Source organism: Cupriavidus ulmosensis (genome assembly GCF_977008105.1).
The window spans coordinates 2,298,839-2,321,708 of sequence record NZ_CDRMWP010000002.1 but is presented as its reverse complement, the minus strand read 5'-3'; the positions used below and the strand labels follow the sequence as shown (position 1 = coordinate 2,321,708).

The following is a 22,870-nucleotide window of genomic DNA, read 5'->3' as shown; positions in this document are numbered from 1 at the left end:
CGCCCGGCTGATCCGGTTGCCGAACCAACATTGTCGCCATTGCGAGGGCCATTGCGTCGACTCGCGTGTACGCGGCATCCCAGGATCCCCGCAATCCTCGCCGGGTAAGGCTTTGGGCAACGCGGAATGAAAGTGTCACCGGAGAGAGCCGGTTCGAGCGGCCTTCAATACCTTTCCGCTGGCGCGCCCGATCGGGCGGCCGCCTGTGTCCTGTCACTGCTGCGCGCCGCGCAGTGGCAGCGTCTCCGTGCGGCCAGTTGCAGCTGTTGCTCACGATGGCTCGGAGGGATGAATTCGCCCCAATAACTGGCGCTTGCGAAGTGTTCGATAAATGCCGTTTGCAGGGACCCAATACTTGTTGCTACCGTCAAGCCTGCTTTCGTCGCAAGCAAGACAGGCTCGCTCCTTGCGCTGCATCACGCACCTTACACAACGGCCCGGCGGCGCGCTTCGTCGCATTCGGCCGCCAGGAATTCGAGCAGCGTCCGGATGGAGGGCAACAGCCCTCGCCGTGAAGGAAACACGGCATGGACGATGCCGGCCGGTGGCCGCCAGTCGGGCAGAATGTGGACGAGCTGTCCCGCTTCGACCTGTCGCCACACCATCATCGTCGGCAGCGCAACAACCCCTACGCCGGCGATGGCCGCATCGCGCAGGGCCGCCATGTCATCGCTGACCAGACGTGGCACATGAGTGACGTTTGCCGTCTGACCGTCGGCGTGTTCGAGTTGCCATTGATAGTCCCGCCGCGGCGGCCCGAGGGTCATGCTGGGCGAATGGTGCAAGTCGGCGGGCGAGGTGATGGCGCGTACCGCCTGCAGCGCGGGACTGGCTACCAGACATTGCGTACTGGTGTCGAGCCTGCGCATGACCAGCTCGGACGGCTCGAGCGGCGGGAAGCGCACGCGGATGGCGATGTCGAACCCTTCGGCGATCACATCGACGCGCCGGTTCGTGCTTTCAAGATAGATTTGCACGGCCGGGTAAGCGGTAAGGAAGCGCGCGAATAACTCGCCGAACTGGAAGTTGATCAGCGCCACAGGACAACTTACGCGGATGATGCCGCGCGGGTCGGCCTTTACCTGCGCGATTACCTGATCGGCCGCTTCGGCCTCCACCAGCATGGCGACACAACGATCGTAGTATTCGCGGCCAATCTCCGTCACCGAAAACCGGCGCGAGGAGCGGTTGAGCAGGCGCACGCCCAGCCTTTCTTCCAACTGCAGAATGCGCCGACTAAGCTTGGATTTCTGCATGCCCGTGGCGCGAGCCGCAGCGGCAAAGCCGCCGTGGTCGACCACCTGCACGAAGTGATAGAGGTCGTTGAGGTCTTGCATCGTCCCATTATTAGGACGGAGCGTAGGAAATTGCAATCTTCCTGATCGATCGTTGCGCTGCTATTTTCAATGGCAGGAAGCGGTAATTACTACTGCTGTCACGGGAAATGATCATGAGCAAGGCAATTCTTGGCCGTTACGGCAACAATCGCGGCCACTGGGTGGGCGACGGTTTTCCGGTCCGCTCAGTGTTTTCGTACAACGATCTCGGCCAGCACATCAGTCCGTTCCTGCTCCTGGACTACGCGGGGCCGCACTACTTCGAGCCGACGACGAAGCGTCGTGGTGTGGGTCAGCATCCGCATCGCGGGTTCGAGACGGTAACCATCGTCTATGACGGGCAGGTAGAACACAAGGATTCCGCCGGCAATGGCGGGGTCATCGGCCCTGGCGACGTTCAGTGGATGACTGCCGGCGCCGGCATCTTGCATGAAGAGTATCACTCACCGGCGTTCGCCAAGACTGGCGGCCCGTTCCGCATGATCCAGCTCTGGGTGAACCTGCCGGCCAAGGACAAGACGACGCCTGGCGGCTATCAGGGCATCGTCTCGGCCGACATTCCCGTCGTCGATCTGCCCAACGGTAGCGGCAAGGGGCGAGTGATCGCCGGCGAACTGCTCGGCGCGAAGGGACCAGCCAAGACGTTTACGCCCATCAACATGTGGGATCTGCGCCTGTCCGGCAATAACGATCTGACGATCGCACTGCCCGAGCGCCACACGGCCATGCTGGTGGTGCTGGCCGGACACGTCACCCTCAACGGCAGCCAGGAGGCTCGTGAGGCGGAAATGGTGTTGCTGAGCCGCGAGGGTAGCAACGTGGCCATTCACGCCGATGGCGACGCGATGGTGCTGGTACTGACTGGCGAGCCGATCGACGAGCCGATAGCAGGTCATGGGCCGTTCGTGATGAACACCAGCGCGGAACTCATCCAGGCGTTCGACGACTTCAAAAGCGGCCGCTTCGTTCAGGCCACTTGACGTTCATCCCGGTCTTGCAGGGCAAGACCGGCTTTTTTCCAGAATGGGGACGGCCATCCTGCCCGCACCGCCCCTGCCTGCCCGGAGTTGCCTCCCGCGCCGGAACAATGGCGGGCACCTGTCAAAGAAAGGATGTAATCATGGCCAGCGAATCTATTCGTGACCCGAAGGCGGATCAACTGCTGACACCGCAAAACTCGACCTTCATCATCATCGACTATCAACCGGTGCAGGTGAACTCGATTGCCTCGATGGATCGGCAACTGATGCTGAACAATATCGTTGGCTGCGCTAAGGCAGCCATCGCTTACGGCCTGCCGATCGTGCATTCCACGGTCAACGTGCAAACCGGTCTCAACAAGCCGCCGGTATCCCATATCCGCAAGGTGTTGGGCGACTATCCGACCTACGATCGCACCAGCATCAACAGCTGGGAGGACGTGGAATTCCGGAAAGCGGTTCAGGAAACCGGCCGCAAGAAGCTCATCATGACTGCGCTCTGGACCGAAGCATGTCTGACGTTCCCGGCGCTGGACGCGCTGGCCGAGGGCTACGAGGTCTATGTGCCGGTGGATGCCGTGGGTGGCACATCCGTGGCCGCGCATGAAGCCGCACTGCGACGCATCGAGCAGGCCGGCGGCAAGCTTATTTCTACCGTGCAACTGTTCTGCGAGCTGCAACGGGACTGGAAGCGCAGCGAGACCGTCCCCGCGTTCATGAACCTGTTCATCGAAACGGGCGGCACGCCGGGCATCCAGTTCTCGTACGACCGTAGCGAGTAAGTCGACGAAACAGGCGGCAACCGGCGGTCAGCGGCTTGCCGCCTTGAGCAACCATTTTCAGGAACGGGTAGTCATGCGCGAAATTCGTGGCGTGGCGATTCTCCATGCTAAGGAAGGACGGCAGGATGCATTGCGCGCCGATCTTGTGACAGTCACGGAGAAGCCGGCGACCGAGGAAGGCAATCCGGGCTATGAGCTTCCTGGCGACGCGAACGACAACCGGCGCTTTATGCTCGCTGAGCGTTGGCGCGACGCCGAGACACAAGAGAAGCACCACAACAAGTCGATGCATATTGCCCATTTTCATGCCAATGGCGAAGCCAACGTAGAGCGGCGTGAAGCAGTCCACTTCCGCAAACGCATTGCCTGACTACGCAGCAGGCGATCTTGCCAGCCGTCGGGCAGGCAGGCCGTCTCCGGGCCCACACCTTGAGCGTAGTAACCGTGGGTTTCGTGGAACCTGGACCCTTCACCGATTGCGGCGTCGATGCTATCGGCCTTTTGGTGTGCATTGAGCGGGTAGATATCAGCCTCGGCGGACATCGTGAAGACCGCTGGCGGATTGGGGATCTGCCCCAGGATCGATTGGCTGCCAATGACCACGAACTCGTACTCATTCGTGATTTCTGCTGCGGCTCGAATGATGTGCTCCAGGTCCTCCCGGTTCACGTGGCCCCTTCTTCGTTTCGGTCGCCCAGAATAACCCCGTTCTTTAGCGCCTGTATTTGGGCAAGCACATTGTGTCGGACATCTTCTGGCAGTACGGTTGGCAGTGGTGATGCCTGGCGAAGTTCCTGGGCACACCTCGTCCGGCCAAGAACCTTGCGCCATGAGCGCCGGGTGAGAATTGTCTCCCACTCGTCCCAGAGGGATCGGGAGCGAGCGTCTTCCTTGGCGCGCCATTGCCGCAATGTATCCCGGGCGCGTTCGAGCAGCGCAGGATCTTCCTGAGTCAGCCGGATTGCTTCTTTGTGAAGCGCCATGCTTTGAAGATCTTGTGCCTGATGCCGCTGGGAATCCGTGGTGACCAGCACCTGCACCAGGGGGCGCGCGCGTCTTGACGTTGCCGCCGCGGAGGTTGCCGGGGGCGGCTGGAAGGTATCACCAGCCAGCAGGGCCAGGTCACCAGCAACGCCGAGAGCCGACATGACCCGGAGGTACGTGCCGATTGTCGGCGCGGGATCTCCGGCCTCGACCGAGCCAAGTGTGGTCCTGGAAATGCCCACCCGCCGGGCCATTTCGACCGTGTTGATGCCCTGCGCCTTCCTGAGGCGCTTAAGGCGGTCGCCCAGCTGAAGCAACAACTGGCGTTCCAGGACAGAAGAAGTATCGGCGAATGCAGGTATATGTTCATTGTATTAGTCAAATATAAATTATTTGTCCAATATGCTGAACATTTTATGGCTGGTCTCCAGTACGGTGGGTCTGGATGTGGGGGCACCCCAACCGTCTCGCGCATGGCGCACTTCTGCGGGCCGGCAATTAGCGGTACCGGCCCCGCTCAGCCAGCCGAATCCCGCCGGCATTGCCCCAACTTCGGCACCGCAGCCACCCTGCCGCCCACGCTCAACCAGCCGCCACACCCCGGCCAAACTGACTCGGCGACACCCCCACCTCACGCCAGAAGGCCAGTGCTGAACGCACTGGCCGACGGATAGCCGATTGCCGCCGCGACGACCTTTAGCGGGGGCGCTTCGCGCTGAAGCATGGCCTTGATCAAGACCATGCGCCAGTCGATCAGGAATTGCATCGGCGGCACGCCGACCGTCCGCGCAAAGCGCTCGCTGAAGGTCGAGCGGGACAGGCCGGCCACGCGGGCCAATGCCTCGACCGACCACGGGCGGGCCGCTTCGCCGTGCAGTTGCTTCAGCGCGCGGGCAGGAGGCGGGGTCGCCGGCCCCACCAGGAGGCCGGGGCGGCTGCGTGGCCCCGGCGTGCGGTTCCCCGATGGCGTGTTCAATACGGTGACGGTCGAGCTATCCGGCTACACGCTGCGTTGAGCGGCGGCGCAGCGGCGCATCACTTCGCCAGTGCCACCGTCCTGTCGTAGGCGCTGCCGAACCCGTTCAGCGAGAGCGGGAACATCATGTCCCGGCCGCCATCGGCCCTGGCGTGGATCTTCAGCGCGGTGGCGTTGCGCAGCGAGGCCAGCATCCTGGGATCGATGGTCGATGACACCACGCATCCGGCCGGCACGCAGGTGCGGAACGGCAGCACCTGGCCTTTTGCTCCGTCGTCGATCTGCAGCGTGGCGCCGGCGGCGAGGTCCAGGCCGAAGGGCAGGATGAAGGTGGCCACGTTGCTGCCCGGCGCCGTGCGCAGCTCCATCGCCACCACGCGCTGGCCGGACTTGGCGTCTTTCTGCTCCTGCTGCATCGCGCACGCCTTGCGCGCCTGGCTGCCTTGCCCGGTGACCGCGCAGTTCACCAGCCAGTCGCCATAGGACTCGCGCAGCGAGCTCGCCCCGCCGGGCAGGGATGCATCGGCAGCCGCGGCGACCGAGCCGCCCAGGCTGGCGGTGGCCAGGGCCGCGACGGACCAACGCCGGAATATCGTGAGGACCACGTGCATCGCTCCTTGTGCTGGCGGCCGTCGGTGCGGACGGCCCACGCTTGCCTAGAACTTGACCTTCACGCCGATCTGCCCGCCCACGGCATGCCCGTCGCCGCTGACCACGCCCTGCACGCTGCCGTAGAACGAGGTGTCGCGGGTGATCTGCGCGTCGACGCCGAGGTCGAGCTTGGCGCCGGCGCCACGGGTGTCCGAGCGGAACGCCACGTAACCGTCGGCGGACGAGAACTGTGTTTCCGGCCTGCCGAGGAATTCGTTGACGACGCTCACGCGCGCCCACGCCATCGTCCTGCGCGGCGGCGTCTCGCGCGTGGCGCTCTGGTCCATGTCCCACGTGCGCGACACGCGCACGCCGAGCCGGCCCACCATGCTGCGTTCGTTGTTGAAGCGGATCGAGGCTGCCTGGTCGCGCGTGTCGCCGAGGAACACGGCCTGATAGGTCAGCTGCGCCTGCGGCTCCACCACCAGGCCATTGGCGAGCGGGACCGGGTAGCCGCCTTCGAGCGAGGCCGCCACGCCGTTGCCGCGCGCCCGCGTGGTGGCGGGCAGCCGGCCGGATGCCGTGGTGTCGTAGCGCGTGCCCTGCAGGACGCCGTCGACGTACCAGCCGCCCGGCCCGAAGTGCGTCCAGTAGCCGCCCAGCGTGACGCCGTCGATGCGGTCGGAGCCGGCCCGCGAGCCGTCGAAATGCATCACGTCGCTGTTGACCTGGCCGGTGGCGAAGTACAGCCCCGCGTTGTCCGCGCTGTTGTCGGGCCGGCGCTTCCGGTAGACGTCCATGCCCGCCTGCACGGCGAACATGCGGTAGTCGTAGTCGGGCCCGTTGCCACCGTAGATGCCCAGCCGGCCGCCGTCCTTGGAGCCGCCCAAGCCGATGAAGCGGCCCCAGCCGAGCGGGACCGGCGCGCGCCGGAGGTTGCGGGGATCGTCGGGCTGCGGCGCGACCTGTCCGCCCATGCGCTCGTGCAGCGTGTCGAGCAGGGCGTTGCCATAGGTCAGCGCGAGCGACGGGATGGCGGTATAGAGCGACGTTTCGGACCGGTAGTTGGGGGGCGCTGGCGGCGGGCCGCCGGTGCTCTGGCATTCCGGCGAGCCCGGCGCGGCCGCGCAGTCCAGGGTCGAGCGCAGGAACCAGCTGTCGGGCGAGGCGCCGCTGGCGCCGCCGCGGAACAGCGAATACTCATAGGGGCCGGCCAGCAGCCGCCCGCCCATCACGAAGGCAGCGGGCGCGGTGGTGGCGCCGTTGATGGCATCGACCAGCAGGATGCCGTCGCCGGTCGTCCTGGCGCCGGGGCCGCCGACGTTGGACACGACCATCGCCGTGCTGCCGCCCGCGACCGCGGCCGGCACCCGCACCGCGGCATTGGCGCCCACGCTCGCGGGCGTGGCCGCCGTTGCCGTGCCGCCGTCGATCACGAGCCGGTCGCTCGGCGAGTTGTCGGTGCCGAGATAGGTGTTGAGCGCAAGCAGGCCGCCGTTGCCCACGTAGTTGCCGACCACGCGCAGCGTGGTTCCCGGCGCGCCGCCCAGCCGCACCATGCCGCCGTTCGTGAGGCCGGCGATGGTCTGGCTGAAGCCGTTGAGATCGAGCGTGGTGCCCGCCGCCACGTCGAAGCGCGAGCCCGCGCTGAAGCTGCCCGTGGCGCCGGCGCGCAGCGTGCCGCTGGCCACCGTGGTGTCGCCGGTATAGGTGTTGTCGCCGGACAGCACGGTGACGCCGCTGCCGATCTGGTTCACCGCGCCCGAGCCCCAGATGTTGCCGCGGATGGTGGCGATGTCGGAGCGGTTGAACGCGAGCACGCTGTCGTTGATCACGTTGCCGGCGAGGTTGCCCGTGGTGCCGCCGTTGCCGACCTGCAGCGTGCCGGCGGAGACGATGGTGTTGCCGGTGTAGGTGTTGTCGGCGGTCAGGACCAGCGTGCCCGCGCCGGTCTTGGTGAGCGTGCCGGCGCCGCTTGCCGCGCTGGCCAGCGTCAGCGTCGTGCCGGCCAGCGATTCGAACGTGCCGCCTTGTTCGCCCAGCGTGGCGGCGCGCGCCGACGTGAAGGTCGCCGTCGTGCGCAGGGTGCCGCCATCGAGGCTCAGCGGCGTGCTCGCCGCGCCCAGGTTGTTGTCGGCGGCCACCTGCAGCACGCCGCCGCGGATGGCGGTGCCGCCGGTGTAGGTGTTCGCGCCGTTGAGCACGAGCGTGCCGATGTCGCTCTTGACCAGGGTGGTGGTGCCCGTCAGGACCGAGTCGATGGTGGCGACGAAGCCGGCGCTCGGCCCGGAGCCGTCGCCGACGCGGATGATGGATTCCCCGGGCGTGGCGGCGGAATCGACCAGCGTGATCGGGGCGCCCCGCACGACGTAGCCGTTGCTGGCGAACTGCATGCCGCTGGCCGTGACGGGCCCGAGGCTGCCGTCCACCGTGACTGTGCCCGGCGCCGCCATGAAGATGGCGAAGGCGCGGTCGGCGAAGGCTGCGTTGGGCACGGCCAGTTCGTTGGTCCAGTTGTTGTTGCCGGTCGCGTTCTGCCAGATGCCGTCGCCGCCGTCGATCAGGCTGTTGTCCTTGGGGCCCGCGGTGCCGTCCCAGTAGTTGAACAGCATGCCGGCGGTGTTGACGAGGTTGACCTGATGGTTGACCGTGGTCTGCACGAAGAAATCCGGCGAGGGGATGGTGCCGATGGCCAGGCCATTGTTGGCCAGCGTGCCCGCGTAGCTGATGACGCGGTAGATGCCCGGGTCGAAGCTGCCGCCTTCGGTGGTCTCCACGTTCAAGGTGCCGGCGAGCGTCAGGTTGCCCTGCACCACGGTCAGGTCGTTGAGGGGCCCGCCGATCACGTTGGCTTGCCCGAAGCCGTAGGTCAGGGCCGAGCCGCCGTTGAGGTTGAGGTTGCCGTTGATGGTCAGCGTGCCCGGGGCGATGCCGACCTGGCCGGGCGCGAGGGCGCCGCCGCTGGCGATGTCGACATTGCCGCCGATGATGCCCGAGCCGCCCAGCGTGCTGCCGGCGGCGGCCGTGGTCAGCCCGGTCGCGGCGGCCTGGTTGCCGTCGACGTAGAGCCCGCCGCTGAGGACGTTGGTCGGGCCGCTATAGCTGTTGGTGCCGAGCAGCACGGTCGCGCCGGTGCCGCGCTGGATGATGTTGCCGGTGCCCGAGATGTCGCCGACGATGGGCAGCACGTCGCTGTGCTCGACGGCGAGCGTGGCGTTGTTGACGATGTTGCCCACGATGCTGCCGGCGTTGCCGCCGTTGCCGAGCTGTAGCGTGCCCGCGCTGATCGTGGTGCCGCCGCTGTAGGTGCTGCCGCCGGTGAGGACGGTCGTGCCCGCGCCCTGCTGGACCACGGAACCGCTGCCGAGGATCCGCCCGCCGAAGGTCAGGTCGTTCGAGCGGTTGAAGATCAGCACGCCGTTGTTGTTGACGTCGCCGACGATGCTGCCGGTGGCGCCGCCGGCACCGGCGCCGGCCCCCAGTTGCAGCGCGCCGGCGCTGATGGTGGTGCCGCCCGTGTAGATGTTGGTGTTGGTCAGCACCGTGGTGCCGGCGCCAATCTGGTTGACCACGCCGCCGCCGGAGACGATACCGTCGAACGTCATGGTATCCGAGCGGTTGAAAGCGAGGGCGCCGTCGTTGGCCACGTTGCCGATGATGCTGCCGGTGGTGCCGCCGTTGCCCAACTGCAATGTGCCGGCGCTGATGGTGGTGCCGCCCGTGTAGATGTTGGTGTTGGTCAGCACCGTGGTGCCGGCGCCAATCTGGTTGACCACGCCGCCGCCGGAGACGATACCGTCGAACGTCATGGTATCCGAGCGGTTGAAAGCGAGGGCGCCGTCGTTGGCCACGTTGCCGACGATGCTGCCGGTAGTGCCGCCGTTGCCCAGCTGCAATGTGCCGGCGGTGATGGTGGTGCCGCCCGCGTAGGTGTTGTCGCTGGTCAGCACCGTGGTGCCGGCGCCGATCTGGCTGAGCGCGCCGCTGCCGGAGACGATGCCGCCGAAGGTCACGGTATCCGAGCGGTTGAAGGCCAGCGTGCCGTTGTTGGTCACGTTGCCGAGGATGCTGCCGGTGGTGCCGCCGTTGCCGAGTTGCAGCGTGCCGGCAGCGATAGTGGTGCCGGCGCTGTAGTTATTGCTGTTGCTGGTCAGGACCAGCGTGCCGGCGCCGGCCTTCTGCAGCGCGGCTGGGATCGAGGGATCTTCCTGGATCGCGCCGTTGAGGGTCAGCGTGGTGCCGGCGGCGGTCTCGATGGTGCCGCTGCTGGGGCCGTTGCCGCTGCTGCCGAGGATGACCAGGCGGTTGGTGGCGAAGGTGCCGGTGGTGCGCAGCGTCGAGCCATTGACGATGGCCACGGCGCCCGTTGCCTGCCCCAGGTTCTCGTCCCTGGAGATCTGCAGCGCGCCGCCGAACACACCGGTGCCGCTGGTGTAGCTGTTGGTTCCGTTGAGCACCAGCGTGCCGAGGTCTTCCTTGATCAGCGCCGCGGTGCCGGTGAGGTTGGCATCGATCGTCGCGGTCATCGACGTGCTGGCCGAGGTGCCGTCGCCGACGCGGATATAAGTGATGTTGCCCTCGGCGGGATTCTGCAGCGTAATCGGGTCGCCGTTCACCGTGTACCCGTCACTGGCAAACTGCATGCCCCGGCTGACGACCGCCCCCTGGTCGCTGTTGACCGTCACGGTGCCGGGCGTGGCCATGAAGATGGCGAACTCTCCGTTGGCCCACGGCGCGTTGATCGTGCCGTCCGGATTCGTCCAGTTGAAGGTCGAGGCCGGCCCGGCCACGCGCCAGGTGCCGGAGCCGCCATTGATGACGCCGTTGTTCTTGGGGCCGAGGTCGCCATCCCAGTAGTTGAGCGTCAGCCCGCTGGTGTTGATCAGGTTGACCTGCCCGGCGATGGAGGTCTGGACGCTGAAGTTCGTCAGCGGCGCGACGACGGTCGGCGTGTCCTGCGGCGTGGCCGGCGCCGTCATGTAGGAGCCGATCGTCAGGCCGTTGTTGGTCAGCGTGCCGCTGTAGTCGATGATGCGGTAGACGCCCGGCCCGAGGGTCTGGCCCTGGTCCACCACGTTGATGACGCCATCGAGCACGAGATTGCCGCCGACCACGGTCAGGTCGTTGCGCTGGCCGCCGGCGACGTTGGCCTGAACCATGTTGTAGAACAGGTTGGAGGTGGGGTTCAGGTTGAGGTTGCCGTTGATGGTCAGCGTGCCGGGGGTCTGCGGCACGGCGCCGGGCGCGAGGGTGGCGCCGTCGGCGATGGTCACGCTGCCGCCGACGATGCCGTTGCCGGCGAGCCGCGCGCCGCTGGCCACGGTGGTGGTGCCGGTGGCCGCGCTCTGGTTGCCGTCGACGTAGAGCCAGCCGCTGGAGACCGTGGTGGTGCCGGTGTAGGTGTTGTTGCCGGTGAGGGTGGTGACGCCGGTGCTGGCCTGTGCCACGGAGCCGGTGCCGGAGATGGTGCCGTCGAAGGTGATCGGGCCGGAGCGGTTGAAGACCAGCGCGCCGTCGTTGGCCACGTTGCCGACGATGCTGCCGGTGGTGCCGCCGTTGCCCAGCTGCAATGTGCCGGCGGTGATGGTGGTGCCGCCCGCGTAGGTGTTGTCGCTGGTCAGCACCGTGGTGCCGGCGCCGATCTGGCTGAGCGTGCCGCTGCCGGAGACGATGCCGCCGAAGGTCACGGTATCCGAGCGGTTGAAGGCCAGCGTGCCGTTGTCGGTCACGTTGCCGACGATGCTGCCGGTGGTGCCGCCGTTGCCGAGTTGCAGCGTGCCGGCGGCGATGGTGGTGCCGGCGCTGTAGTTATTGCTGTTGCTGGTCAGGACCAGCGTGCCGGCGCCAGCCTTTTGCAGCGCGGCTGGGATCGAGGGATCTTCCTGGATCGCGCCGTTGAGGGTCAGCGTGGTGCCGGCGGCGGTCTCGATGGTGCCGCTGCTGGGGCCGTTGCCGCTGCTGCCGAGGATGACCAGGCGGTTGGTGGCGAAGGTGCCGGTGGTGCGCAGCGTCGAGCCGTTGACGATGGCCACGGCGCCCGTTGCCTGGCCCAGGTTCTCGTCCCTGGAGATCTGCAGCGTGCCGCCGAACACGCCCGTGCCGCTGGTGTAGCTGTTGGTCCCGTTGAGCACCAGCGTGCCGAGGTCTTCCTTGATCAGCGCCGCGGTGCCGGTGAGGTTGGCATCGATCGTCGCGGTCATCGACGCGCTGGCCGAGGTGCCGTCGCCGACGCGGATATAAGTGATGTTGCCCTCGGCGGGATTCTGCAGCGTAATCGGGTCGCCGTTCACCGTGTACCCGTCACTGGCAAACTGCATGCCCCGGCTGACGACCGCCCCCTGGTCGCTGTTGACCGTCACGGTGCCGGGCGTGGCCATGAAGATGGCGAACTCTCCGTTGGCCCACGGCGCGTTGATCGTGCCGTCCGGATTCGTCCAGTTGAAGGTCGAGGCCGGCCCGGCCACGCGCCAGGTGCCGGAGCCGCCATTGATGACGCCGTTGTTCTTGGGGCCGAGGTCGCCATCCCAGTAGTTGAGCGTCAGCCCGCTGGTGTTGATCAGGTTGACCTGCCCGGCGATGGAGGTCTGGACGCTGAAGTTCGTCAGCGGCGCGACGACGGTCGGCGTGTCCTGCGGCGTGGCCGGTGCCGTCATGTAGGAGCCGATCGTCAGGCCATTGTTGGTCAGCGTGCCGCTGTAGTCGATGATGCGGTAGACGCCCGGCCCGAGGGTCTGGCCCTGGTCCACCACGTTGATGACGCCATCGAGCACGAGATTGCCGCCGACCACGGTCAGGTCGTTGCGCTGGCCGCCGGCGACGTTGGCCTGAACCATGTTGTAGAACAGGTTGGAGGTGGGGTTCAGGCTGAGGTTGCCGTTGATGGTCAGCGTGCCGGGGGTCTGCGGCACGGCGCCGGGCGCGAGGGTGGCGCCGTCGGCGATGGTCACGCTGCCGCCGACGATGCCGTTGCCGGCGAGCCGCGTGCCGCTGGCCACGGTGGTGGCGCCGGTGGCCGCGCTCTGGTTGCCGTCGACGTAGAGCCAGCCGCTGGAGACCGTGGTGGTGCCGGTGTAGGTGTTGTTGCCGGTGAGGGTGGTGACGCCGGCGCCGGCCTGCGCCACGGAGCCGGTGCCGGAGATGGTGCCGTCGAAGGTGATCGGGCCGGAGCGGTTGAAGACCAGCGTGCCGTCGTTGGCCACGTTGCCGACGATGCTGCCGGTGGTGCCGCCGTTGCCCAGTTGCAGCGTGCCGCCGCCGATGGTGGTGCCTCCGGCGTAGCTGTTGTCATTCGCGAGTACCAGCAGTCCCGCCCCCGCCTTGGTCAGTGCGCCGGCGCCGGTGATCGCCTGGCTGACGGTGCTGGACACGCCGGCATCGGCCTGGATGGTGCCGTTGTTGGCCGTCACGGTGATCGCGCGCGATGCCGACAGGTCGAAGCTGGAGGTGAGTTCCAGCGCGCCGCCGTCGAGCGTCACCGCGCCGGCGGCGGCGCCCAGCCGGTTGTCCGCGCCGATGGCGACGGTGCCGCCCTGGATCAGGGTGCCGGCCTGGTAGCTGTTGGCGCCCGAGAGCGTCAGCACGCCCGCGCCTGTTTTCGCCACCGAGCCGCTGCCGCCGATCACGCCGGCATAGGTGCCGTTGTCCGGCTGGACGAAGCGCACCAGGCCGTTGTCGGTCACGCTGGGCGGCAGGCTTTGCGCACGCGCCTCCAGAATGCCGGCTGCATCCACCAGTACCGAGCCGTTGAAATTGGTGTTGTCCCCGGACAGCGCCAGCGTGCCTTGCTGCACCAGCACGGACAGCGCCGTATTACCGCTGTTGCTGCCCACCGAGCCCTGCAGCGTCCACGTGCCGAGCCCCGTCTTGGTCAGCGTCTGGAAATTGCTGATATTGCCGCTCAGCGTGTCGCTCGATCCCGCCTCGCCCGTGAGCGTGAGGGTATTCGTGCCGCCGCCGCCATTGAACCCGCCAGTGACGACGGAGGAGGGGAACAGCGTGAGCACGTCGTTGCCGTTGGCGAACGACAATCCGCCGTAGACCACCGCGCCGGTCCGGTTGGTGAAGTGCACGTCGCCGTTGCGCTGGCTGCCGATGACGTTGGAGATGATGCTCTGGTCCGACCCGTTGCCCGTGCGGACGATGCCGTAGTTGTCGATGGTGTTCGCCGCGCCGATGACGGTGTCCTCGAACCAGATGGCGGCCGAGTTGATCGCGGAGATGGTGCCGTGGTTGATGACCGTATTGCCCGAGCCGATCAGGTTGACGGCCTCGGCATTCGTGCTCGTGCCGGTCGCGGTCACCGAGGCGCCATTGCCGACCGTGAGCACCCCGTTGGAGCGGAATTCGATGGTGTTCTTGCCTGCGCCCCATAGCCCTGTGCCGGTGCGGCCGGCACTGGTGATAAGGGCGTTGTCCTCCAGCGTGACGATGGCGCCGTCGCGCAGGCTCACCGCGCTGGCATCGCCCGCGATGAGCGAACCGTTCGCCGTGACCGTGACCGTCCGGTTATCCGGGCCCGCCGAGCCGTTGCCGATCGGCGCGGTCCCGAGGTTCGTCGTGACGCTGCACGTGGTCAGGTTGCCGGCGGTCGTGCATGCCGCGAATACCGGAGGCGGCACGGCGGCGCCCACGGGCACGAGTATCAGTATCCGCACCCATGCCGCGATATGTCGTGGCGAGCAATGCATCCGCTGTCGTCCTGGCAATAGAGCGCCGCGAACGGGCCGCGGCGCGGGGAGGAAAGAACGACATGCGGTGGAAGCAAACGGGGGGAGACTACCGCACTTCTTTCCGGCGAAGTGGGCTAATCCCAGTTCGCAAAAGAACCGGGGAAAGCCCTTTTTTGCACGATGAGTCGAAAATCATTCTAGCAGGTAATTAACAAATTACTTGAATACGGCGAATTAGCCATATGGCGGCATTTAAATATGCCTGATGGGATGCATGAGCACGTTTCCGGTCCGTGGCCCGGCGTCATTCCGTTCGCTTTCCCGGCGCGCCTTGGCGGCCCGCGCGCCGAGCACCGTCAGCGTGGGTCGGCGCCAGGATCGCGCACGCCCGGTCCCGCCGGTAATCCGCACGCTCGCCTTCGTGGCCGGCGCGGCGGCGCCACTGGTGATCGCCGCCGCGGTGCCTAGTCAGGCGTGACCGGCTCGTGCTGTCGATCTATCTCGCGACCACGTCGACGATCATGACGCCGACCAGCGCGACGACCGATATCACGCAGTCGAGCAGCGTCCATACCTTGAACGTCTCTTTCACCGAGAAGCCCATGTACTCCTTGACGAGCCAGAAACCGGCGTCGTTGACGTGGGAGAAAAAGCGCGAGCCGGCGCCGATCGACAGTGCGATCAGCGCGGACTGCAGCGGCGTCGCGGCATGCGTGACCGGCGCGAGCAGGCCGACGGCGGTGACGATCGACACGGTCCCGGAGCCGACCGCGATCCGCACGAGCGCCGTGATCAGCCAGCCGAGCAGGTAGACCGGCAGGCCGAGCTGATCGATCAGGATGCCGAGCTGCTTCGACACGCCCGAGGCGACCAGCACGCCGCCGAATCCGCCGCCCGCGCCGACGATGAACACGATGCTCGCGATCGCCGGCAGGCCGCGGCCGGTGCTTTCGCTGATCTGACGGAAGTTCAGGCCGCCGCCGGCGCCGAGCGTGAAATGCGCCATCACGAGGCCGGCGAGCAGGGCGATCATCGGCTGGCCGACCGCGTCGCCGATCGCGCGCATGCCGCTGTGCTTGTCGAACATCAGATCGACGAGCGTCTTCACGATCATCAGCAGCACCGGCAGCAGGATCGTCGCGAGCGCCCAGCCGAAGCGCGGGCGGCGGGTCGCGGCCGACAGGCCGCCCATCGGCATCGAGGCCGGCACGAGATCGGCGGGCGGCTCGGGCGAGCGCATGTGCCGGTCCAGGAAATTGCCGAGCAGCGGGCCGCCGATGATCACCGTCGGAATCGCGATGACGAAGCCGAGCAGCAGCGTCGTGCCGAAATCCGCATGCAGCCCGGCGACCGCGGTGAGCGGACCCGGATGCGGCAGCAGAAAACCGTTGAGCAGCGAAATCGACGCCAGCGCGGGCACACCGAGGCGAATGGTCGACTGTCCTGACTGCTTCGCGATCAGCAGCACGATCGGCATGATCAGCACCACCGCGACCTCGAAGAAAAGCGGCAGGCTCAGCAGGAACGCGACCAGGCACAGCGCCCACGGCAACGCCGCGAGCGCCACGCGGCCGATGATGGTTTCGACGATGACGTGGGCGCCGCCGCTGTCCGCAAGCAGCTTGCCGAGCATCGCGCCCAACGCGATGAGAATACCGGTCGACGACACCGTGCCGCCGAACGACTTCAGAAACACGTTGGTCGTCTCCGATGCGCCCATGCCCGCCATCAGGCCGACCGTCGCCGATCCGGCGATCAGCGCGATGAACGGATGCACTTTCAACAGACTGATCAGCGCGATGACGACCGCGATGCCGACCACCACCGCGGCGATCAGCGAGGTCGCGGCCCATTGGCCCGATGCGTCCAGCGCGGCGCCGGGCATCATGATGCGCTGCCTGCGTGGCCAGAGCGGCTCAGGCGCCGCACGGCATCCGCAACCGCATCGCCGATCTCCTCGGTGCGCGCCTTGCCGCCGAGATCCGGCGTCACGAGGCCGCTCGCGGTCACTTCGCACACCGCGCGCTCGATCAGTTCGGCGCCCTGCGTGGCGAGTTCGTCGCCGTGGCGCGAACCGAGCCACTCGAGCATCATCTTCGCCGACAGGATGGTCGCGAGCGGATTGGCGACGCCCTTGCCGGCGATGGTCGGCGCGGAGCCGTGCGAAGGCTGGAACAGGCCGTGGCGGTCTCCGATGTCGCCCGACGGCGCCATGCCGAGGCCGCCGTTCAGCGCGGCCGCGAGATCGGAGAGGATGTCGCCGAACATGTTCTCCATCACCAGCACGTCATACGCCGACGGGTTCTGGATGATCGCGAGCGACAGCGCATCGATGAGCGCGTAGTTGCGCTCGATCGTCGGATACTCGCGCTCGGCGACTTCGGTGAAGACCTTGCGGAAGAACGCGAGCGAACGGAAGATGTTCGCCTTGTCGACGCAGGTAACGAGCGCCTTGCCGTCGCTTCGCTTCGCCGCGCGTTCCTGCGCGGTGCGGAACGCGAAGCGGCTCACGCGCTCGGTGCCGGCGCGGCTGATCAGCATCGTGTCGCCGACGACTTCATCGTGGATCTCCATGCCGCCGTCGAACGACGCGAACAGGCCTTCGGTGCTCTCGCGCACGATGACGAAATCGACGGGGCCGCTGCTGCCCACCGTGGGCGTGACGCCCGGGTACAGCTTGATCGGGCGCACGCCCGCGTAGAGGCCGAGGCCTTTGCGCAGGCGGATGATGATGCGGCCTTGCACCTCGGTGCCGTCGGGCATGCGCACTTCGGGCAAGCCCATCGCGCCGAGCAGAATCGCGTCGGCGGCCTTGACGGCTTCGAAGGTCGCGGCGGGCAGCGCTTCGCCGGTTTGCGTGTAGTGCTCCGCGCCCGCGTCGTACGGCGTCAGCGCCATCTTGAGGCCGGGCTGAACCGATTGCACGGCGTCGAGCACCTTGGTTGCCTCGTCGGTGATTTCGGGGCCGATTCCATCTCCACGAAGTACGGCAATCTGATAAGTCATGCTGTTTCTTTTCCTTTAACTGATGGCAGGTTGAATTTGCCTGTTGGGGCAATAAGCGCGCGCGCACGAACCCAGCCGATCGCGTCTTGACGCGTCGATGCAGAGCGATTGCGATTCGAATTGGCGCTACGTGCGATAGAAGATCGCGCGAGGTATGGGACAGGGATGGCAATGCTTCACGAGGTCTCCAATATGCTTTTTTATATGTCGTCGATTCCGCCTGTTCGGGCCGGGTTCGTCGATGGCTTCATTACAGCAAGAAATCTGCCAGGGGCGATTTCACGGTGTGACGGGGGCTGCCGGCCCGCCGGCGTTGCAGCCGCCATCGCGTGGTGTTGCATTCGCGTTGCACAGCGTTGCATCGTGTTGCATACTGCGTCGCTGGCGCAGACCCTAAAAATAAACAAGGAGACCGGATGTGACCGCGAATATCGGCTTCATCGTGCCGAACGACGCAATGCATGAGGTCGCGAAGGATGCGCTCGCGGCGCATCGCGACATCCGCATTCGCGTCGGACTGATGACGGAAGCGGGGCCGATCGCGAATGATCTGATCGAAGAGGGCGCCGAGATCATCATTGCCCGGGCGGAAACCGCACGCACGCTCAAGGATTCGAGAATCGCGGCGCCGATCGTCGACGTGCCCATCACCATTTCCGATCTGATTCGCGCGGTGGAAAGCATGAAGCCGCACGGGACGAAAATCGGTGTCGTCTGTTTCGCCTCGATGATTTACGACCTCGACTGGCTTGGCCAGTTGCTCGGCGTCGAATTGCGCAAATATCTGATCACGCACAGCGACGAGGCCGCGAATGCCGTGCGGGCCGCGCGTGACGACGGCAACGACGGCATCATCGGCGGCGGCGTCAGCGTCAAGCGCGCGCTGGAAGCGAATATCGCCGCGAGCCTGATTCCGATGGGCAGGGAAGCGATTCTGCTGGCGGCACAGCAGGCCCGGCAGATTCAGTCGGCGATGGTTCAGGTGCGCGAGCGCAATATCCTGATCAATACGATCTTCGACAATGCGTACGAAGGCATCGTCACCACCGACGCCGAAGGCAATATCACCAGTTTCAATCTCGCCGCCGAAAAGCTCACCGGCATTCGCCGCGCGTCGGCGATCGGCGCGAAAATCGATCAGGTATGGCCCGCGCTGCAACTCGATGCCTCGATAAGAATCGATCAGCGCGAAGCCGATCAGATCATCGACATGAACGGCACGCGGCTCGTGTGCGGCAAGGCGCCCATCGTTTTCGACGACCGTCCCATCGGCGCGATCGCGACGTTTCAGGAAACCGCGCGGATCGAGAAAATGGAGGTGGCGATCCGCAAGAAGACTTACGCGCAAGGCCACGTTGCCCATTTCACGTTCGACCAGATCATCGGCGCGAGCGAAGCGATCACGGACGCCATCGAAGTTGCGAAGGATTATGCGAAGTCGCCGTTCAGCGTGCTGATTCTCGGAGAAACCGGCACCGGGAAGGAGGCATTCGCGCAGAGTATCCATAATGCATCGCGTCATGCCGACGGCCCGTTCGTCGCGATCAATTGCGCGGCGTTGCCGGCGCAGATTCTCGAAAGCGAGCTGTTTGGCTATGTCGGCGGCGCATTCACCGGCGCAAGCCGCGAAGGCAAGCCGGGATTGTTCGAAGTCGCGCATAACGGCACGGTGTTTCTCGATGAAATCGGCGAGATGGACTATGCGAATCAGGGCCGGCTGCTGCGTTTCCTGCAGGAAAAGACCATCCGCCGCCTGGGAAGCGAGCGCAACATTCCCGTCAACGTGCGGATCGTCGCCGCGACGAACCAGAATCTCGACGAACTGGTCGCGCAAAAGACCTTTCGCGAAGATCTTTTCTATCGCCTGAACGTGCTGTCGTTGACGCTGCCGCCCTTGCGCGAGCGGCGCGGCGATGTCGCGCGCTTCGTCGACGTTTTCCTCGAACGCTACGCGAAAGAGCAGCAGCGCCAGTTGTCGATCGAAGCGGCCGCTATCCGCAGTCTCGAAGCGTTCGCATGGCCTGGCAACGTGCGGCAGCTCCAGAATGTCATCGCGCGTCTGGTAATCACGGCGAAACAGCAGCGCATCGGCCGCGCGGCGATCGAATCGATGATGAAGGCAGGTCGGCGCAATCCCGACGAGAGCCGCAAGGTCCGGCGCATCAAGGACGCGCTCGAGCGCAGCGGGGGCAAGTACGCGGATGCGGCCGCGCTGCTCGGCGTCGACCGATCGACGCTGTGGCGGTGGCTGAAGAATTACCGCATTGAGGAAAAATAGGCGTCAGGCGGAGCTGGCACGCGCCGGCCGGCCAGCTCTCGCCGGCGTGCTGGCAGGCTGCGGCCGCTGGGGCGGCCGGGGCGTTTCCGGTGACCTCTGTTCGGGGCGGATGCGTTGTGGCTCAAATCTGGACTTTTCCACTGGCCGGCCGAGGCAATCAGCCCCCACCGGCCAGTCTCGTGCCAGCCCTAGGCTCGGACCAGTTCGGTGTACCCCTCGGCGCCGCCGCCAAAGAAGGTAGCCGCCGGTGCCTCATGCAGCGGCACGTCCGACCGCAGCCGCTCAACGAGGTCGGGATTTCCGATGAAGGGCTTGCCGAAGGCGATCATGTCCGCGTGACCGGAAGCGGTGGCGTTCAGGGCGCGGTGCCGGTCGTATCCATTGTTGGCAATGTAGGCGCCGCCGAAGGCGGCGCGCAGGGCTTGCACGTCGAACGTTGCGGCGCCGTTGCCGCCGTGCAACTGCCCCTCGACGGCATGGAGGTATGCCAGTCCCATCTCGCCGAGCCGGCGAGCCAGGTAGCCGTGCGTTTCCATCGGCGTGCTGTCCAGCGGCGTGTCCCCTACCGCGGTCGAGAAGGGGGAGAGGCGAAGCCCGACGCGATCGGCGCCCCAGACCCCGGCGACAGCTTCCACCACTTCCAGCGACAGGCGTGCGCGGTTTTCAATGGAGCCGCCGTAGCGGTCTTCGCGGTGGTTTGTGCTGTCGCGCAGGAATTGCTCCAGCAGGTAGCCGTTGGCTGCGTGTACTTCCACGCCATCGAACCCGGCGGCCTTCGCGCGGCGCGCGGCGCTTCGATAGTCTTCCACGATGCCGGCGATCTCCTCGGTGGCAAGTGCCCGCGGCATCGACGGCGGCAGGTGTCCGGCTTCGGTAAAGACGTTGCCGCCAGCCTGGATGGCGGACGGCGCTACCGGCGCGGCGCCGTCTTCCTGCAAGCTGGCATGCGACATGCGGCCCACATGCCACAACTGCATCACGATGCGGCCGCCCGCCGCATGGACCGCGTCGGTCACGGGTGCCCAGGCATCCACATGCGCATCGGTGTAGATGCCGGGCGTGTAAGCGTAGCCACGGCCCTGGCGCGAGATGTTGGTTGCCTCGGTGATGATCAGGCCCGCCGACGCTCGCTGTCCGTAGTAGTCGACGGCCAGCGGCGTCTGGACACCGTCCATGCCTGCGCGCGACCGGGTCAGCGGCGCCATGGCGATGCGGTTGCGGACGTCGATGGCGCCCAGGCGGAAGGGGGTAAAAAGCGATTCGGAAGACATGGCGACTCCAGTGGCTGTGTGCGGATGCAGTGTGGAAAGAGTGCTGCCGCCTGTCTGTCAGGCAGGGGAGGCAACCTCTCTGTGCAATGGAGTATGTGCACTGCCTTTTCATTCATCCAATTTATTTATTGGATTCCAGATATTTTCCTGACAATATATCTGGATGCGCTACGACCTGAATCTCTTGCCCGTATTCCTGACGCTCATGGAGGAGCGAAGCGTCACGCGTGCGGCCGAGCGGCTGGGGATGACGCAACCGGCGCTGTCCAATGCCCTGGCGAGACTGCGGGATTTGTTGCAGGACCCCCTGTTCATTCGCGAACGGTACGGCATGCAGCCAACGGAGAAAGCCGAAGCGCTGGCGCCCGGCATCGCCGCCGCGATCGGCCAGCTCGACGAGCTGGTACTGGGCCAGCAGGGCTTCGACCCGAAGCAGGCGGAGCGTCTGTTCATACTGGCGCCGAGCAGTTACGTCGAGTTCGTGCTGTTGCCTGGAATCGTCACGCGGTTGAGCGAGCGGGCACCGGGAATTCGGCTGCGGCTGGTGCCGTTTGGCACGGACCTGGCCGAGACCGGCGTGGGTTCCGGCGCTACCGCGATGGTGCTGGGCCGCATTGTCGACCCGCCTGACAACCTCGTGGTGCAGCCCCTGATGGAAGACGGCATCGCCTGCGTGGTGCGCGCCGATCATCCGACTGTACACAAGCGAATGTCCAGGCAACAGTACGAGCAGCTCAAGCACGTCAATGTGCTGCCACCCGGCCGCCTGCGCGCGGGGCTGTTCCAGACGCTTCAGCGCCAGGGCCTTCGCCGTGAGGTAGCGATATCCGTCACGCACTTCATGGCGGTTCCGGAACTTGTTGCCGCGACAGACTATTGCGCGACGCTACCTGCGCTGATCTGTCGCCATCTCGCAAGCGATGCCCGGCTGAAGATACTGGCCGCGCCAGTGGACCTGGGGACATTCCCGGTGGATATGGCGTGGCATGTCCGCTACCGCCATGATGCTGCGCACCAGTGGTTGCGTGAACTGGTCACCGAAGTCGCTCGTGAAATCATGCTTCGCAAAGCGGCAAAGTGAGGCGCGGGGTCATCGCCGGTTGTCCGTAGCTTTCCGCGAAGCGGCGGGTGACGTGAAGCCTCTCGAGCAGCCGGGCAATCTTGGCCATGATGGTCTCCAGAGCGTATCGGGAAGGCGGCGGACCGGCGACCGGGCCTTGATCGCACCGGCGCGCGCTGCCTCCACAACGGCAGTGTGGTTCATGACAATGAGCGGAAAATGAGCGGGGCCGCCCGGCGGCCGGCGGGTCGCTCGCGGCCCCGGGGATCTTGCCGGCGCGGCGCGACGTGGCTCCCGATGTGCTTTTTTCCACATCGGCGCGTCAAGCCGCATCCTGTCGGGAATGTGCGGACGCGCTCTCGCCCAGCGGATGCGCATACGCGGCCTCAGCGCCGCGTCGTGCCGTCGAGTTTTTCCATGTAGGCAATCAGTGCCGGCGGCACCGGCAAACGTTCCCGGGTGGTGTTGCGATACCAGACCACGATGGTATGCGCGGTCGCGGCCAGGCCATCGTGCCACACCGCGTAGTCCATCCGCAGGCTCGTTCGGCCGACCCACGGGGTGCGGCAGGTCACGAGCACTTCGTCGCCAAGCGAGATGGGCTGCTCGTAGGTGCAGGTCGTCTCGCGGATGACCGGCCCGGGCGTGTCCGGCCCGGTCAGGGGATAGCCGGCGGCTTCCAGGTAGCGGTTGCGGGTTTCCTCGAACCAGACGAAGTGCGTGCGGTTGCTGACGTGCTGGTAGGCATCGGTTTCGCTCCATCGCGCGCGGAAGGTGATCCCGAACGACCATTCGCCCTCGACGCCGAAGCGCGCGCGCAGCGCATCGCTCACGGCGTTGGACGTCAGCGCGGGCGCCTGCGTTGCCGGTGCCGCGTCGGCCCCGTTTTCATTTGCCATCGATCCTGCCTCCTGGTTGTGCTGCCGATGTCGGTTC

The 22,870-nt window shown here is 66.1% G+C and carries 14 protein-coding genes; 5 read left to right on the top strand and 9 right to left on the bottom strand.

All coding sequences use genetic code 11. The features are described 5' to 3' along the window. Positions 1-425: 425 nt before the first annotated feature. On the bottom strand, positions 426-1,337 hold the full coding sequence (locus ACWTPI_RS29985) for a LysR substrate-binding domain-containing protein (protein ID WP_020203727.1): 912 nt from the start codon (positions 1,335-1,337) through the stop codon (positions 426-428). Between the two features lie 107 nt (positions 1,338-1,444). On the opposite strand from ACWTPI_RS29985, the gene ACWTPI_RS29980 reads away from it, so the two are divergent. The 3 genes from ACWTPI_RS29980 (at position 1,445) to ACWTPI_RS29970 (ending at position 3,469) form a co-directional block, all read left to right on the top strand. Continuing rightward, positions 1,445-2,317: a pirin family protein gene (locus ACWTPI_RS29980; protein WP_020203728.1), complete on the top strand. Its 873-nt coding sequence runs from the start codon at positions 1,445-1,447 to the stop codon at positions 2,315-2,317. Positions 2,318-2,457: 140 nt separating this feature from the next. Further along, positions 2,458-3,099, top strand: coding sequence for a hydrolase (locus ACWTPI_RS29975; protein WP_020203729.1), 642 nt, complete (start codon positions 2,458-2,460; stop codon positions 3,097-3,099). Positions 3,100-3,172: 73 nt separating this feature from the next. Then, positions 3,173-3,469, top strand: coding sequence for a putative quinol monooxygenase (locus tag ACWTPI_RS29970; protein WP_454733561.1), 297 nt, complete (start codon positions 3,173-3,175; stop codon positions 3,467-3,469). Between the two features lie 295 nt (positions 3,470-3,764). Here the strand turns inward: ACWTPI_RS29970 and ACWTPI_RS29965 are convergent, their stop codons facing one another. The 6 genes from ACWTPI_RS29965 to ACWTPI_RS29940 form a co-directional block, all read right to left on the bottom strand. Then, positions 3,765-4,445 (bottom strand): helix-turn-helix transcriptional regulator, encoded by a 681-nt coding sequence (locus tag ACWTPI_RS29965; protein ID WP_454734039.1) that lies wholly within the window; start codon positions 4,443-4,445, stop codon positions 3,765-3,767. Between the two features lie 269 nt (positions 4,446-4,714). Continuing rightward, complete coding sequence (locus tag ACWTPI_RS29960) at positions 4,715-5,059, bottom strand: helix-turn-helix transcriptional regulator (RefSeq protein ID WP_454733560.1); 345 nt, start codon at positions 5,057-5,059, stop codon at positions 4,715-4,717. Positions 5,060-5,118: 59 nt separating this feature from the next. Then, entirely contained in the window at positions 5,119-5,664 is a 546-nt protein-coding gene (locus ACWTPI_RS29955) for an invasion associated locus B family protein (protein WP_197090365.1), read from the bottom strand. Positions 5,665-5,715: 51 nt separating this feature from the next. Further along, the gene (locus tag ACWTPI_RS29950; protein ID WP_454740532.1) at positions 5,716-14,268 is read right to left on the bottom strand and encodes an autotransporter-associated beta strand repeat-containing protein; all 8,553 of its coding nucleotides are present in this window, start codon (positions 14,266-14,268) and stop codon (positions 5,716-5,718) included. A 547-nt stretch (positions 14,269-14,815) separates the two neighbouring features. Further along, positions 14,816-16,207 (bottom strand): GntT/GntP/DsdX family permease, encoded by a 1,392-nt coding sequence (locus ACWTPI_RS29945; RefSeq protein ID WP_059412584.1) that lies wholly within the window; start codon positions 16,205-16,207, stop codon positions 14,816-14,818. Next, positions 16,204-17,325 (bottom strand): isocitrate/isopropylmalate dehydrogenase family protein, encoded by a 1,122-nt coding sequence (locus ACWTPI_RS29940; protein WP_454733558.1) that lies wholly within the window; start codon positions 17,323-17,325, stop codon positions 16,204-16,206. Before ACWTPI_RS29940 ends, ACWTPI_RS29945 begins: the two co-directional genes overlap by 4 nt. 418 nt (positions 17,326-17,743) lie before the next feature. Here ACWTPI_RS29940 and ACWTPI_RS29935 point away from each other — a divergent pair, with 418 nt between their 5' ends. Next, entirely contained in the window at positions 17,744-19,603 is a 1,860-nt protein-coding gene (locus ACWTPI_RS29935) for a sigma 54-interacting transcriptional regulator (RefSeq protein ID WP_454733557.1), read from the top strand. Between the two features lie 188 nt (positions 19,604-19,791). Here ACWTPI_RS29935 and ACWTPI_RS29930 read toward each other — a convergent pair whose 3' ends face one another. Next, positions 19,792-20,874, bottom strand: coding sequence for an alkene reductase (locus ACWTPI_RS29930; protein ID WP_454733556.1), 1,083 nt, complete (start codon positions 20,872-20,874; stop codon positions 19,792-19,794). A 163-nt stretch (positions 20,875-21,037) separates the two neighbouring features. On the opposite strand from ACWTPI_RS29930, the gene ACWTPI_RS29925 reads away from it, so the two are divergent. After that, the gene (locus ACWTPI_RS29925; protein WP_454733555.1) at positions 21,038-21,955 is read left to right on the top strand and encodes a LysR family transcriptional regulator; all 918 of its coding nucleotides are present in this window, start codon (positions 21,038-21,040) and stop codon (positions 21,953-21,955) included. Between the two features lie 365 nt (positions 21,956-22,320). Here the strand turns inward: ACWTPI_RS29925 and ACWTPI_RS29920 are convergent, their stop codons facing one another. Continuing rightward, on the bottom strand, positions 22,321-22,833 hold the full coding sequence (locus tag ACWTPI_RS29920; protein ID WP_454733554.1) for an acyl-CoA thioesterase: 513 nt from the start codon (positions 22,831-22,833) through the stop codon (positions 22,321-22,323). Positions 22,834-22,870: the final 37 nt, after the last annotated feature.

Coding starts and splice junctions, on each gene's coding strand:
- ACWTPI_RS29930 (WP_454733556.1), bottom strand. CDS start 20,874: ATGTCTTCCGAATCGCTTTTTACCCCCTTCCGCCTGGGCGCCATCGAC.
- ACWTPI_RS29925 (WP_454733555.1), top strand. CDS start 21,038: ATGCGCTACGACCTGAATCTCTTGCCCGTATTCCTGACGCTCATGGAG.
- ACWTPI_RS29920 (WP_454733554.1), bottom strand. CDS start 22,833: ATGGCAAATGAAAACGGGGCCGACGCGGCACCGGCAACGCAGGCGCCC.
- ACWTPI_RS29940 (WP_454733558.1), bottom strand. CDS start 17,325: ATGACTTATCAGATTGCCGTACTTCGTGGAGATGGAATCGGCCCCGAA.
- ACWTPI_RS29980 (WP_020203728.1), top strand. CDS start 1,445: ATGATCATGAGCAAGGCAATTCTTGGCCGTTACGGCAACAATCGCGGC.
- ACWTPI_RS29985 (WP_020203727.1), bottom strand. CDS start 1,337: ATGCAAGACCTCAACGACCTCTATCACTTCGTGCAGGTGGTCGACCAC.
- ACWTPI_RS29975 (WP_020203729.1), top strand. CDS start 2,458: ATGGCCAGCGAATCTATTCGTGACCCGAAGGCGGATCAACTGCTGACA.
- ACWTPI_RS29970 (WP_454733561.1), top strand. CDS start 3,173: ATGCGCGAAATTCGTGGCGTGGCGATTCTCCATGCTAAGGAAGGACGG.
- ACWTPI_RS29945 (WP_059412584.1), bottom strand. CDS start 16,207: ATGATGCCCGGCGCCGCGCTGGACGCATCGGGCCAATGGGCCGCGACC.